The sequence below is a fragment of the Variovorax atrisoli genome, assembly GCF_014195185.1.
Taxonomy (GTDB): Bacteria; Pseudomonadota; Gammaproteobacteria; order Burkholderiales; family Burkholderiaceae_C; genus Variovorax; species Variovorax atrisoli.
Map to the genome: position 1 here is coordinate 1,406,219 of NZ_JACIBG010000001.1, position 13,721 is coordinate 1,419,939.

The 13,721-nt window shown below is 69.3% G+C and carries 14 protein-coding genes and 2 riboswitches; of the genes, 8 read left to right on the top strand and 6 right to left on the bottom strand.

Annotation, left to right across the window (positions count from 1 at the left end; all coding sequences use genetic code 11):
* Nucleotides 1–8 precede the first annotated feature (8 nt).
* From FHY06_RS06670 to gcvP, 7 genes are all read left to right on the top strand, one after another.
* A complete protein-coding gene (locus FHY06_RS06670; protein WP_184603994.1) occupies nt 9–1,199 on the top strand; it encodes an MFS transporter in 1,191 nt (396 codons plus the stop codon).
* Between the two features lie 81 nt (nt 1,200–1,280).
* Nucleotides 1,281–1,775, top strand: a complete 495-nt coding sequence (locus FHY06_RS06675) for a L,D-transpeptidase Cds6 family protein (protein ID WP_080647784.1) — start codon at nt 1,281–1,283, stop codon at nt 1,773–1,775.
* 102 nt (nt 1,776–1,877) lie between these two features.
* A complete protein-coding gene (locus tag FHY06_RS06680; RefSeq protein WP_019651964.1) occupies nt 1,878–2,426 on the top strand; it encodes a hypothetical protein in 549 nt (182 codons plus the stop codon).
* A 33-nt stretch (nt 2,427–2,459) separates the two neighbouring features.
* Complete coding sequence (locus FHY06_RS06685; protein ID WP_184603996.1) at nt 2,460–2,870, top strand: YkvA family protein; 411 nt, start codon at nt 2,460–2,462, stop codon at nt 2,868–2,870.
* A 54-nt stretch (nt 2,871–2,924) separates the two neighbouring features.
* A riboswitch (glycine riboswitch) is annotated at nt 2,925–3,005 on the top strand.
* A 20-nt stretch (nt 3,006–3,025) separates the two neighbouring features.
* Nucleotides 3,026–3,135, top strand: a riboswitch (glycine riboswitch).
* A 45-nt stretch (nt 3,136–3,180) separates the two neighbouring features.
* On the top strand, nt 3,181–4,353 hold the full coding sequence (gene gcvT / locus FHY06_RS06690) for a glycine cleavage system aminomethyltransferase GcvT (RefSeq protein WP_184603998.1): 1,173 nt from the start codon (nt 3,181–3,183) through the stop codon (nt 4,351–4,353).
* 52 nt (nt 4,354–4,405) lie between these two features.
* A complete protein-coding gene (gene gcvH / locus FHY06_RS06695; RefSeq protein WP_019651961.1) occupies nt 4,406–4,777 on the top strand; it encodes a glycine cleavage system protein GcvH in 372 nt (123 codons plus the stop codon).
* A gap of 168 nt (nt 4,778–4,945) precedes the next feature.
* On the top strand, nt 4,946–7,861 hold the full coding sequence (gene gcvP, locus FHY06_RS06700) for an aminomethyl-transferring glycine dehydrogenase (protein ID WP_184604000.1): 2,916 nt from the start codon (nt 4,946–4,948) through the stop codon (nt 7,859–7,861).
* 22 nt (nt 7,862–7,883) lie between these two features.
* Here gcvP and FHY06_RS06705 read toward each other — a convergent pair whose 3' ends face one another.
* The 5 genes from FHY06_RS06705 to FHY06_RS06725 all read right to left on the bottom strand — a co-directional run bounded on the left by FHY06_RS06705 (nt 7,884) and on the right by FHY06_RS06725 (nt 12,484).
* The gene (locus FHY06_RS06705; RefSeq protein WP_132798399.1) at nt 7,884–8,138 is read right to left on the bottom strand and encodes a hypothetical protein; all 255 of its coding nucleotides are present in this window, start codon (nt 8,136–8,138) and stop codon (nt 7,884–7,886) included.
* Nucleotides 8,139–8,259: 121 nt separating this feature from the next.
* On the bottom strand, nt 8,260–9,174 hold the full coding sequence (locus FHY06_RS06710) for a DUF3014 domain-containing protein (RefSeq protein ID WP_184604002.1): 915 nt from the start codon (nt 9,172–9,174) through the stop codon (nt 8,260–8,262).
* 138 nt (nt 9,175–9,312) lie between these two features.
* Nucleotides 9,313–9,984 (bottom strand): alpha/beta hydrolase, encoded by a 672-nt coding sequence (locus FHY06_RS06715; RefSeq protein WP_184604004.1) that lies wholly within the window; start codon nt 9,982–9,984, stop codon nt 9,313–9,315.
* Nucleotides 9,985–10,024: 40 nt separating this feature from the next.
* Nucleotides 10,025–11,074, bottom strand: coding sequence for an NAD(P)H-dependent flavin oxidoreductase (locus FHY06_RS06720; protein WP_184604005.1), 1,050 nt, complete (start codon nt 11,072–11,074; stop codon nt 10,025–10,027).
* A 108-nt stretch (nt 11,075–11,182) separates the two neighbouring features.
* A complete protein-coding gene (locus FHY06_RS06725; protein ID WP_019651955.1) occupies nt 11,183–12,484 on the bottom strand; it encodes a UDP-N-acetylglucosamine 1-carboxyvinyltransferase in 1,302 nt (433 codons plus the stop codon).
* 315 nt (nt 12,485–12,799) lie between these two features.
* On the opposite strand from FHY06_RS06725, the gene FHY06_RS06730 reads away from it, so the two are divergent.
* A complete protein-coding gene (locus FHY06_RS06730; RefSeq protein WP_184604007.1) occupies nt 12,800–13,225 on the top strand; it encodes a GFA family protein in 426 nt (141 codons plus the stop codon).
* A gap of 5 nt (nt 13,226–13,230) precedes the next feature.
* Here the strand turns inward: FHY06_RS06730 and FHY06_RS06735 are convergent, their stop codons facing one another.
* On the bottom strand, nt 13,231–13,587 hold the full coding sequence (locus FHY06_RS06735; protein ID WP_019651952.1) for a hypothetical protein: 357 nt from the start codon (nt 13,585–13,587) through the stop codon (nt 13,231–13,233).
* Nucleotides 13,588–13,721 lie beyond the last annotated feature (134 nt).

The window sequence follows — 13,721 nt, forward strand, 5'->3', positions numbered from 1 at the left end:
CATCCGTCATGAACAAGCGCCGACTCGGGCTGCTCACCGGCACCCATGCCGTCAACGACCTCTACCAGGGCCTCGTGCCCGCCCTGCTGCCGTTCATGGTGCTGGAGCGCGGCTACAGCTACACCGCGGTCAGCGGGCTGATGCTGGCGGCCACGGGCCTGTCGAGCGTGGTGCAGCCGCTGTTCGGCCTGTACGCCGACCGCCACCCGCGCAGCTGGCTGGTGCCCACGGGCTTCCTGGTGGCCGCGCTGGGCGTGGTGCTGGCTGGGCTGAGCCAGAGCTACCTGCTGACCTGGATCGCGATGGCGCTGTGCGGCCTGGGCATCGCGGCCTACCACCCGCCGGCCACGGTGGCTGCACGCGCGGCCGGCGGCGGCTCGCAGAAGGCGATGAGCGTGTTCTCCGTGGGCGGCACCATCGGCGCCTCGTTCGCGCCGGTGCTGGCGGCCACGGCCGTGGGCGGCGGCAGCCTGTCGCGCAGCTACCTGCTGGGCGTGCCCGCGCTGGCGATGGGCCTGGTGTGGTTCGTCGTGAACACGCGGCGCGGAGCGGCCTCGGGCAGCGCCGCCGCCGCGGCGCGCAAGGCCGGCGACCATCTGATGAGGCCGCACAACGACTGGCGCGCCTTCGGGCTGCTGGTGGCGACCATCGTGGGCTGGTCGATCCCATACGTCACGGTGATGTCGATGCTGTCGCTGCGCATCACGCGCGACCTGCACGGCTCGGCCTTCCAGGGCGCGGCGGCGCTCACCGCGTTCACTGCGGCGGGCGCGGTCGGCACGCTGCTCGGTGGGTGGCTCGGCGACCGCATCGGGCGCATGGGCACGATCCGCGCGGGCTACCTCTTCGCGCTGCCCTCGCTCGCGGGCATCGTGCTCGCACCGAGCGCCGGCTGGGCGCTGGCCTGCACCGGGCTCTTCGGCCTGTGCATGTTCCTGCCCTTCGCGGCGCAGGTGACGCTCGCGCAGGACTACCTTCCGCGCAACCCGGCCACCGCCAGCGGCATCGCGCTGGGGCTGGCGCTGTCGGTGGGCGGGCTGGTCTCGCCGCTCTTCGGCATGCTGTCGGACGCGCGCGGCCTCGGCGTGACGCTGACCGCCGTGCTCTGCCTGCTGTGCGTGGCGGCGGTGCTCGCGCTGCGGCTGCGCAATCGCACCATGCAGACGATGCCTGTCGACGCCGAGGGAGCCGCCGCCTGAAAGCGGCCCGGCGCATGTTCGCTGCCAGAATCGGGCGCAGGGCCGAAGGGCCGGCGAAACGACGAGGAGGGACACTGCGCCATGAATCGATTCCTGAGCTGCGTATTGGGGAGCACGCTGCTGGCTCCGGCTGCCTTCGGCGCCGGGCCGACGACGGCGGTAGCGCCAGGAGCGCCGGTAGCGCCAATAGCGCCGACGACGCCGGCAGCCGCCGCCGCGCCGGCCGATCCCGCAGCAGGCATCCGTGAAGTCGAGTCTGCAGTGCGCGCCTGGGCCGCGGCATGGTCCGCACGCGACGTGACTCGCTACCTTGCCGCCTACGCGCCCGACTTCACCCCGCCGCGCGGCCAGGACCGCAAGGCATGGGAGGCCGACCGCCGCGCCCGCATCGAGGAGAAGGCCGCCATCAGCGTGGAGATCGACAGCCTCGTCATCAGCCTCAAGGGACAGGCGGCCACCGCCAGCTTCCAGCAGACCTACAGCGCCGACAAGCTGCGCGAGAAGAGCCGCAAGACGCTGGAGCTTCAGCGCGTCGGGGGCCGCTGGCTCATCCGCAAGGAGGGCGCGGGCGGATGATGCAGGCGCCCGGACCAATGGCCCTGTAAGCCAAACGGTTCACGAAGGTGTCACCGCTTGCAACCATGCTGCAGCCTTCGTTTCCCCAAGGCTGTGGCTGCCATGTTTCCCACCAAGACCGACAAGGCGCGCAACGAACTCCAGGGCGGACAGCGCACGCTCACCCAGCGCGAACGCGCCCTGCTGCTGATGGCCGACGGCCGGCGCTCCCTGACCGACTTCAGTCCCCTCTTCCCCAATCGCGATGAAGCCGAGCGGACGATCCAGGCGCTGATCGACAAGGGCTACCTGCAGGGCCCCAAGGCTGCAGCCGCACCGGCCGAGCCTCCCGCACAGCCCGCGCCCTCGCCCATCCCGGCCGTCGAGCCGATCCAGGTCGCCACCGCCGCCGACACCTTCGACGGCAAGCGCTCGCTGGCGACCACGCGCATGTTCCTGTTCGACATCTGCGAGCGCATGTTCGTGCGCCGCGACCCTAAGTTCGCACTGCAGATGCGCGACGCCCTGCGCGAGGCGCGCGACCGCGAGGCGATGCTGACCATAGCCGCGCTGATGCTCACCGAGATCGAGAAGACCGCCGGCGTGGAGCGCGCCGAATCGCTGCGCGAGCGCATCGACCGGCTGCTGCCGCCGGCCGAAGTGATTCACTGAAGACCCCGGCCGGGCCTGTGACACCATCGCCGGGTGAATCTTTCCTCGCGTCCCACACCCGCGCTGTCCGAGCGCCTTCTCAACTGGGCCAGGCGCCTCAAGCGCGACGGCGTCACGCTCTGGTTCGCCTGCCGGCACGCCGCCACGCCCTGGTATGCCAAGGCGCTGGGCGTGTTCGTGGTGGCCTATGCCCTGAGCCCGATCGACCTGATCCCCGACTTCGTGCCGGTGCTGGGCTACGTCGACGACGTGCTGCTGCTGCCGGGGCTGATCTGGCTCACGATCAGGCTGATTCCGGCGTCCGTCCTCGCCGAATGCCGTTTGCAGGCCGATGCCTGGATCCAGCGTGCCGGCGCCAGGCCGACCAGCCGCTGGGGCGCCGCGCTGGTCGTGGCGGTGTGGATCGCGGTCGCCGCCGGGGCCTGGTACCTGTGGGCGCGCTGATCGCAAAAAGCCCGGATCGCCGGCCGTGCCGCGCGATCCACTACACTCCCCGGGGTCAGGAGAGAGCCCCGCATGCCGGGGCCGCCGAAGGCGCAGGGGGAAGTTTCCCCCGAACGCTCAGGCAAAAGGACTGACGAGGCGCCGGTGAAAACCGGTGTTTCCTTGCTGGAGAGAGGCCGCCGCCAAACACAGGCAGCGGCCCACCGAAGGAGCAAACCCCGATCGTGGGGCGAATCTCTCAGGTAAAGCGGACAGCAGGGGTGGCCCATGGCTTGCGTCATGGATTTCGACTGCCCCTTTGGAGTGCCCCGTGGCCGCTTCCCCCGCATCCGCTACCGAACTTCTCAAGACGCCGCTGTACGACCTCCACCTGGAGCTGGGCGCACGCATGGTGCCCTTCGCCGGCTATTCGATGCCGGTCCAGTACCCCGCCGGCCTGATGGCCGAGCACAAGCACACGCGCGACGCGGCCGGTCTGTTCGACATCTCACACATGGGCCAGCTGCGCCTGGTCGGCGCCGACGCCGCGGCCGCGTTCGAGACCCTGATGCCCGTCGACGCGATCGACCTGCCCGCCGGCAAGCAGCGCTACGGCCTGCTGCTGAACGACGAGGGCGGCATCCTCGACGACCTGATGTTCTTCAACGAGGGCAACGGCTCGATCTTCGTGATCGTCAACGGCGCCTGCAAGGTGGCCGACATCGCCCACATCCAGCAGAAGATCGGCTCGCGCTGCGAGGTGCGCCCCCTGCCCGACCATGCCCTGCTCGCGCTGCAGGGCCCGCAGGCCGCGGCCACGCTGGCGCGGTTGTCGCCCGGCGTCGAGCGCTTCGTGTTCATGACGGGCGGCGCTGTGCAGATCGGCGGCATTGCGGCCTTCGTCACCCGCAGCGGCTACACCGGCGAAGACGGCTTCGAGATCTCGGTGGCCGCATCCGACGCCGAACGCCTCGCCCGCCTGCTGCTGGCCCAGCCCGAGGTCAAGCCCATCGGCCTGGGCGCGCGCAATTCGCTGCGGCTCGAAGCGGGCCTGTGCCTCTACGGCAACGACATCGACACCACCACCACGCCCGTCGAGGCCTCGCTCAACTGGGCGATGCAGAAGGTGCGCCGGGCGGGCGGTGCGCGCGAAGGCGGTTTTCCGGGCGCGGCCAGGGTGCTTGCGCAGCTCGCCACGGCCACTGCCGGCGCGGCCGGCCGCACCGGCCACGACACGCTGAAGCGCAAGCGCGTGGGCCTCGTGGCGCTGGAGCGCATTCCGGTGCGCGACGGCACGGTGCTGCAGTCTTTCGAAGGCCAGGACATCGGCCTCGTCACCAGCGGCCTGCTCGGCCCCACGGCCGACCGCTGCATCGCCATGGGCTACGTGGCCACCGCGTTCGCCGAACCCGGCACGCGCGTGCAGGCCATCGTGCGCGGCAAGCCGGTGCCGATGGAAGTGTCGACCATGCCCTTCGTGCCCACCCGCTACTACCGCGGCTGAACGGCTAGGCTCTGCACCCCGAAACATTTTTTCCACGAGGAGTTTTTCCACCATGAGCATCAAGTACACCAAGGACCACGAATGGGTGTCGGCCGAAGGCGACGCGGCCACCGTCGGCATCACCGTGCATGCGCAGGACGCGCTGGGCGACGTGGTGTTCGTCGACCTACCCGAGATCGGCAAGACCTTCGCCCAGGGCGAAGTCGCCGGTGTCGTCGAATCGGTGAAGGCCGCCGCCGACGTGTTCATGCCCGTCTCGGGCGAGATCACCGAAGTGAACGAAGCGCTGCGCGCCGACCCCTCTCTCGCCAACAGCGACCCGCTGGCCGCCGGCTGGTTCTTCAAGGTCAAGCTGAGCGACCCCTCGCAGCTCGACGCGCTTCTGGACGCGGCCTCGTACGACAAGTTCGCTGCCGAGTCCTGATCCCAGAAATCGGACAGCCGGACGCAGAAGGAATACAAGAACCAGGCAGAAGTCGCAGAAGAAACCGAATCAACTCCTGGTTCTCCTTCCGCGACCTCTGCAAAACCTTCGCGACTTCCGCGTTCTGACCCCGCTCCCCCGCCCCAAGCTCTTATCACCAGCCCTGCCATGTCGAAGCCCGCTGCCCTCCCCACCCTGCAAGAACTCGAGAACGCCGAAGAATTCATTGCCCGCCACATCGGCATCGATGCGGCGGACGAGGCACGCATGCTGCCGGCGATCGGGTCGGAAACGCGCGCGGAGCTGATCGACGGCATTGTGCCCGCCGCCATCCGCCGTGCCAGGCCGATGCGCCTGCCCGCGCCGGTGACCGAAGCCGACGCGCTGGCCGAGCTGAAGGCGATGGCGTCGAAGAACAAGGTGCTGCGCAACTTCATCGGCCAGGGCTACTACGGCAACCACACGCCGGGCGTGATCCTGCGCAACATCCTCGAGAACCCCGCCTGGTACACCGCCTACACGCCCTACCAGGCCGAGATCTCGCAGGGCCGCATGGAAGCCCTGCTCAACTTCCAGACGATGGTGTGCGACCTCACGGGCATGGCCATCGCCAACGCCTCGATGCTCGACGAGGCCACCGCCGCCGCCGAGGCCATGACGCTCGCCAAGCGCAGCGTGAAAAGCAAGAGCAACGTGTTCCTGGTCTCGGGCGACTGCCATCCGCAGACCATCGAGGTCATCAAGACCCGTGCCGCGCCGCTGGGCATCGAGGTCAAGGTGAGCACCGTGTCGGAAACGCTGCCGCACCTGATGGTGAGCGGTGCCTTCTTCGGCGTGCTCGCGCAGTACCCTGCCACTACCGGCCACGTGCACGACCTGCGTCCGCTCGCGGGCCATGCGCACCAGTGCGACGCGGCCTTCATCGTCGCGGCCGACCTGCTGGCGCTGACGCTGCTCGCGCCTCCGGGCGAATGGGGTGCCGACATCGTCTGCGGCACCACGCAACGCTTCGGCATGCCGCTGTGCAACGGCGGCCCGCACGCCGCCTACCTGGCCTGCCGCGACGAGTTCAAGCGCTCGCTGCCGGGCCGCCTGGTGGGCGTGAGCGTCGACACGCACGGCCAGCCGGCCTACCGCCTCGCGCTGCAGACGCGCGAGCAGCACATCCGCCGCGAGAAGGCCACCTCCAACATCTGTACCGCGCAGGTGCTGCCGGCCGTGGTGGCCAGCATGTACGCCGTGTACCACGGGCCCGACGGCCTCACACGCATCGCGCAGCGCGTGGCTGCGCTCACCGCCGTGCTGGCCAAGGGCCTCGCGCAGATGGGCCGCGAGCCGGTGAATGCCACCGCGTTCGACTCGCTGACCATCCGCACCGGCGAAGACACGCAGGCGATCATCGAGCGCGCGCAGGCAGCAGGCGTCAACCTGCGCCAACGCCTGCAGCAGCACCTGGGCATCTCGCTGGACGAGACCAGCACGCGCGCCGACGTCGAAATGCTGTGGGCCCTGTTCGCGCCCGCCGGCACGCAGGCGCCGCGCTTCGACGAACTCGCCGGCAACACCACGCCGCTGATCCCCGAAGACCTGCGCCGCACCAGCGCATTCCTCACGCACCCGGTGTTCAACACCCACAAGAGCGAGACGGCGATGCTGCGCTACATCCGCAGCCTGTCGGACAAGGACCTCGCGCTCGACCGCAGCATGATCCCGCTGGGCAGCTGCACCATGAAGCTCAACGCGACCAGCGAGATGATCCCCATCACCTGGCCCGAGTTCGCCAACATCCACCCCTTCGCACCGCCCGACCAGCTGCAGGGCTATGCCCAGCTCGACGCCCAGCTGCGCGCCTGGCTGTGCGAGGCCACGGGCTACGCGGGCATCAGCCTGCAGCCCAACGCGGGCTCGCAGGGCGAGTACGCGGGCCTGCTGGCCATCAAGTCCTTCCATGAGGCCCAGGGCCAGGGCCACCGCAACATCTGCCTGATTCCGTCTTCCGCGCACGGCACCAACCCGGCCAGCGCACAGATGGTCGGCCTGCAGGTGGTGGTGACGGCCTGCGACGCGCAGGGCAACGTCGACATCGACGACCTCAAGCGCGCCTGCGAGAAGCACAGCGCCAACCTGGCCGCGGTGATGATCACCTACCCCAGCACCCACGGCGTGTTCGAGACCCGCGTGAAGGAGCTGTGCGAGCTGGTGCATGCGCACGGCGGCCGCGTGTACGTGGACGGCGCCAACATGAACGCGCTGGTCGGCGTGGCCGCGCCGGGCGAGTTCGGCGGCGACGTGAGCCACCTGAACCTGCACAAGACCTTCTGCATCCCGCACGGCGGCGGCGGTCCCGGCGTCGGCCCCGTCTGCGTGGTCGAAGACCTCGTGCCCTACCTGCCGGGCCATGCCACGGCCGGCGTGCCTTCCAACGGCGTGGGCGCGGTGTCGGCCGCGCCGCTGGGCAACGCGGCGGTGCTGCCGATCAGCTGGATGTACTGCCGCATGATGGGCGCCAAGGGCCTGCAGGCCGCGACCGAGACGGCCATCCTGAGCGCCAACTACATCAGCGCGCGCCTGAAGGACCACTACCCCACGCTGTACGCGAGCCCCAACGGACACGTCGCGCACGAGTGCATCCTCGACCTGCGCCCGCTGAAGGACACCAGCGGCGTCACCGCCGAAGACGTGGCCAAGCGCCTGATCGACTACGGCTTCCATGCGCCCACGCTGAGCTTCCCCGTACCCGGCACGCTGATGGTGGAGCCGACCGAGAGCGAGCCGCTGGCCGAGCTCGACCGATTCATCGACGCGATGATCGCCATCCGCGGCGAGATCCGCCGCATCGAGGAAGGCGTCTGGCCGAAGGAAGACAACCCGCTCAAGCACGCGCCGCACACGGCCGCCAGCCTGCTGGGCAGCGAGTGGAGCCACACCTACTCGCGCGAACTCGGCGCCTTCCCGCTGGCTTCGCTCAAGACCGCGAAGTATTGGCCGCCTGTCGGCCGCGTCGACAACGTCTACGGCGACCGCAACCTGTTCTGCAGCTGCGTGCCGGTGAGCGAGTACAGCGAGCAGGCCGAAGAGGCTTGAGCGAAAGGCCCTGCGAAGTCTTCTACTGCGAAGGCTCGCGGCGGTAGGTCGCCCACTTCACCGTCAGGATGTCCGCCGCGATCTTCGCGGCGTTGACGCCCGCGTAGGGCTCGGACGGATCGAACTGGAATGCCTCGCGGTAGCGCCTGACCTGCGCGTAGTCCTGGTCGAAAGTCATCGGGCCCATCAGCTCGGCCGGGTCGGTGCCCGCGGGAAGCGCGAGGAATTTCTCCGAATCGGTGGCACTCTGGTAGAGGTCAACGCTCATCAGGTTCATGGGGGTGTCTCCGAGCTTGGTTTTGGACCAGCCAAGGCTCGGCGACCCCGAGGGGCCGTGCAATCGGTGCGGGCCTACATCGCGCGCCGGAGCAGGCCCACGGCGCCGGCAAGCCCCGCCGTCAGGGCTGCTTCTTCTTCGCGATCTCGCCGGTGGCGATCTGCTGGCGCAGCCCGCGCAGGCTGGCCTTGGCCTTGCGCTCGTTCTCGGGGCCCATGCGCACCAGGATCTTCTGGCCCGCGGAGAGCGACTCCAGCTGCTGGTCGACGTATTCGTAGCGCACCCAAGGGCGCTGCGAGGGCACGTCGCCCTTCACCTCCACAAGCCGCACCTGCACCGGGCCCTTGGGCTCCGGCGCCTGCAGCAGGTGGTCGATGACGGCGATGAGCCTGTCGTTGAAGTAGCGGCCCGGATAGCCGAGTTCTTCGTACGCCTGCTGGAACAGCGGATAGAGCTTTGCATACACGGCGGCGGCCTTCGCCGGATCGACCGACTCGGCCAGCAGCACGATGCCGTTGTAGCGCGCCGCGTTGTTGGCGGCGATGGTCTGCACCCCGCCCTGCGGCCCCTCGGTGATGAAGCGCTGGCCCGCGGGCTGCACCGGCCACACGCTTGGCGGCGCGTGCTCGCGCGGCAGGTTGTCGACGGTGGCGACGAAGCGCCGCACGATGCCGTCGGGCCGCAGGAACTCGGCGACCCTCTTGGCGCCGAGAAGCTCGCTCAGCGCCTTCGTCACGCGCGCATCGGAATCGGCCAGCTTGGGCAATGCCGGGTCAGGCTGCGCCAGCACATCGACCGGGTTCTGCGGGCCCGTTGGCGCTGCGGCAGGCGGGGGTGCGGCAGGCGCGTCGTTGGGCGCGGCGGCCACCGGCACGGGCTCGGCGGGTTTCTGCTGTTGCTGCTGATACCAGCGCCAGCCGAAGAACGCGGCTGCGAGCAGCACGAGCACGCCCACGACGATGGTGCCGATGGGCGTTTCACGGCGGGGTCTGAACTCGGGGGCGTCGCGGGTGTCGCGGTTGTCGCTGTCGGACATACGGGCGGTTTCCTTGTGCTGGAGTGTCAGGAAGGCGAGCGGCTATGGTGCACCAGATCGGGTCATGGCCGGCCCGCCTCGTCGTAACGCCCTGTGACGCGGCTGTCGCGCCGAAGTTCAGCAAGAAGCTCGGCAGGTTCAGCCCGGCTGCGCGCTCAGCGACTGCAGCCACGCCAGCGTGGCCTGCAGCTCGGCCGGGCGAATCTCGTGCGCACCGGGGAAGTCCGTGCCCGACAGCGCCAGCGGCAGGGTGCGCGCCAGCTCGCGCGTGGCCTGCGCCGCGCTCGGCGGAATCACGTTGTCGGCGCTGCCGTGGCTCACCCACAGCGCCTTGCCCTCGAAGGCCTCGGGCGGCGCGATGTGCGGCACCACCTGCGGCAGCAGCCGGCTGTGCCACACCATCGCGGCGCGCACGCTCGCGGGCCTGGTCAGCAGCAGCGACAGCGCCATGATCCCGCCCTGGCTGAAGCCGCCGACGATCACGCGCTCCGGCGGCACGCCCAGCTGCTGCGCGGCCGAGGCGACCATCTCGCCGACGAGGAAGCGGCTTTCGCGCTCCTGCTCCTCGTCGATGCGGCGCTCGCCGTCGGGCAGCACCTGGAACTCGAACCACGCATAGGCGTCGGGCGACAGCACATAGGGCGCGCGCAGGCTCAGCACGTGGAACTGCGACGGCATCATGCGCGCGAGGCCGAACAGGTCCTGCTCGTTGCTGCCGACGCCGTGCATCAGCACCAGCAGCCAGGGCTCGCGGGCATCGGGTTGCGCGCCGTGCGCGAGGAATTTCAGGGGCAGGTGAAGCTGGGTCATGGTTTGGGCGGATGTGATGTTGTTCGTCTCTTCCTTCGAATCAGCGGAAGCCCCGCGCCAGCGCGCGGGTGAGCTCGGCCGACGGAATCTCGCGGCAGCCGGTCGCGTTCTGCCCCGACCACAGCGGAGAGAAGTCACCGCTGCCCTTCGCTTCGGCCTTGGCGCGCAGCGGCGCGATGGCCGAGGTGGCCAGCGGAAACTCCGGCGCCGCCTTGCCGATGGGCCCGAGGTCGCGCATCGCGCGGTTGACGATGCCGCGCGCCGGCCGGCCGGTGAAGAGATTGGTGAGCGCCGTGTGCCGCGCCGCCTCGCTCTTGAGCGCCGCGCGGTGGACCGCGCTGGTCGTCGCCTCGGGCGTAAGCATGTAGGCCGTGCCGATCTGCACGCCCGCCGCGCCCAGCGACATCGCCGCCGCCACGCCGTCCGCATCGGCGATGCCGCCAGCGGCGATCACCGGCAGCTTCACCGCCTTGACCAGCTGCGGCAGCAGCGCGAAAGTGCCCAGCTGCTTCGTCAGGTCGTGCGAGAGGAAGTGGCCGCGATGCCCGCCGGCCTCCAGCCCCTGGGCGATCACCGCGTCGGCGCCGTGCGCCTCGAGCCAGAGCGCCTCATCCACCGTGGTGGCCGAGGCCAGCACCTTGGCGCCCCAGCCATGCACCTGCGCCAGCAGCGCCTCGGAAGGCAGCCCGAAATGGAAGCTCACGACCGGCGGCTTGAACTCGGCCAGCAGCGCGGCCACCTCGGCGCTGAAGGGGTTGCGACCCGGCCCGGCCGGAATGCTCGCGGCGTCGATGCCGTACTCGGCGTAGTAAGGCGCCAGCGCGCTGCGCCACGTGGCCTCGCGCTCGGCGCTGGGCTCGGGCGGGGTGTGGCAGAAGAAGTTGACGTTGTAGGGCTTGTCGGTTCCCGCGCGGATCGCGGCGATCTCGCTGCGCAGCGCGTCGGTGCTCAGCATGGCTGCCGGCAGCGAACCCAGGCCGCCGGCATTGCTGACCGCGATGGCCATCGCGCTGCCTTGTATGCCGGCCATCGGGGCCTGGATGAGGGGGAGTTCGGTGCCGAGAATCTGCTGCAGCGAGGTGGTTGTCATTCGAGGGCGCTCCTTTGTCGGATGCCGTCCATTCTCCAGCCAAGCCCTTGGGCGCCGCCGCGGCAGGGTCATCGTCCGGTGCGGCGACGACCCGGGTTCAGGAGGGCCTCACTCCTCGCTGGTCCACTCCACCTGCACGCCCAGGCTTCGCAGGTTCTCGACGAAGCGCGGATGCGCGCGGCGGATCGGCGCCGCGTTGCGGATCTCGGAGCGGCCCTCGATGCTGGCCGCCACCATGAAGAGCGCGATCGCCACGCGGATGATGTAGGGGCTCTCGACCACCGCCGGCGTCAGCGGATTGCCGCCGAAGGTGATGAGCCGGTGCGGGTCGGACGAGAACACGTGCGCGCCGAACTTCGAGAGCTCGCCCGTCCAGCCCAGCGCGCCGTCGTAGACCTTGTTCCAGAACATCGCGTTGCCCTGGGCACGCACGCCCAGCGCGATGAAGATCGGCAGCAGGTCCACCGGGAAGTACGGCCACGGCGCCGCCTCCACCTTGGTGAGCACGTTGCTCGTGAAAGGTGTCTGCACCTTCAGCGGGCCGCTGCGCACGGCGCGCGACCAGCCTTCCTTGTGCTCGATCTGCACGCCGAACTTGGCGAAGGTGCGGTCCAGCAGCGGAAAGTTCTCCGGGGCGCTGTTGCGCACGACCACGTCGCCGCCGGTGATGGCGCCCAGCGCGAGGAAGGTGGTGATCTCATGGAAGTCTTCGTCGAAGCGGAACTCGCCGCCCTTGAGCGCGCCGCCGCCATGCACCGTGAGCCGCGAGGTGCCGATGCCCTCGATGCGCACGCCGATCATCGCCATGAAGCGGCAGAACTCCTGCACGTGCGGCTCGGAAGCCGCATTGGTCAGCGTCGAGGCGCCGTCCGTCGCGGCGGCGCACAGCACGAAGTTCTCGGTGGTCGTGACCGAGGCGTAGTCCAGCCAGTGGTCGGTGGGCATCAGCCGGCCCTTGCTGCGCACGAGCAGCGAGCCCTCGGTGCGCTCCACCTCGCCGCCGAAGCGCTGGAACACCTCCACGTGCGGATCGATCTCGCGCACGCCCAGCGTGCAGCCCTTGACGTTGTCCTCCAGCCGGGCCACGCCGAAGCGCGCCAGAAGCGGCGGCACCAGCATGATCGACGAGCGCATCTCCTCCGGCAGCCGGTGGCGCGATGCGTCGAAGGCCGTCTCGCGGTGGTGCAGTTCCAGAGTGCCCGTCTCGTGGTCCATGCGAACGTCGCTGCCCAGGGTGCGGAAGATGTCGAGGATCTTGCGCACGTCGGTGATGTCGGGCACGCCATGCAGGCGAAGCGGCTCCCAGGTGAGAAGCGTGGCGCAGAGCACCGGTAGCACTGCGTTCTTGTTGGCGGAAGGGGTGATGCGGCCACGCAGCGGCGTACCGCCGTGCACGATGAGGTTGGACATGGAGAGGAGAGAAAGCGCGAAAGCGACCGGATGGGAGGCGGCAGTAAAGATTCGGAAATAGTCCGAAACGGGAGACAGGACTTTACCGCCTGAACGCGCCACGAACGGCGCCGAAGTTGTAAGAACTCAAGGCAGAAGACGCGAGATCAGCAACTCTTTCGCATTAATTTCGCTTGTTTTCGACTTCTGCCTGCCGGCCCGGAGAGCCGACTCGCGACGAACTTGTTACTCCCCTGCTTCGCCCGGGCTCGCCTAGATTGGCGGCACCCAGCCCCATCCGCTGGAGAAACGACCAACATCCCAAGGAAAAGCGAAATGAGCAACGCCCCCTCCTCCTACACCGGCGGCTGCGCATGCGGCGCGATCCGCTACGAGATCCCCTCCGAGCCGATCTTCCAGAACCACTGCCAGTGCCTCGACTGCCAGCACAAGAGCGGCACCGGCCACGGCTCGTACCTGAGCTTCATGCGCAGCGGCGTGAAGCAGACCGGCAGCGCCGCGCTGTGGGACATGGTCGGCGACAGCGGCAACGTGAAGACCCGAGCCTTCTGCCCCGCCTGCGGCTCACCCGTGTACATGACTTATGCGGCGATGCCGGACGTCATCACCGTGCATGCCGCGAGCCTCGACGATGCGAGCCGGTTCAAGCCGCAGGCGGTGACTTATGCAGTGCGCGGATACGAATGGGACGTGCTGGACCAGGCGCTGACCAGATTCGAGAAGATGCCGCCGGGCCAGTGAGCGATCTAGCTCGTCAGCGCCTCGCACTGCACCTCGATCCGCTCATGAAGCAACCCCAGCGCCGCCGACAGCAGCCGCTGCAGCGAACTGCGCTGCCCCGCGTCGAACAGCGGCGCAGGGTCCGCATCGGATGAAGCGGCATCGCGCCGGTCTTCATCCCAGCCGAGCAGTTGGACGAGCGTCTGCGCGCCCTGAACGACGTCGCGCGCATCGTTGAGGAATGCGGCCTGGCTTTGCCGCGAAGCATCGAGGCGCTCGCCCTGGACCCACTCGAAGGGCCTGAACTGGGCTGTGGGACGGTAGGACGCGCCGGCGCAGCGGGCATCGGCGCCTGCCGCGTCGTTCGAAGAAGCATTGGCCATGTGTGGGCCTCCCAAGGATGTCGATTTGCAGAAACCGACGCACCCGCTGCTAAACGGGGGCGGCAGCTCGAACGGGTTAGCAGACCGGGACATCCTTGCGGAAACCGGCAGGGCGCGAGCCCTCCCGTTCGAGC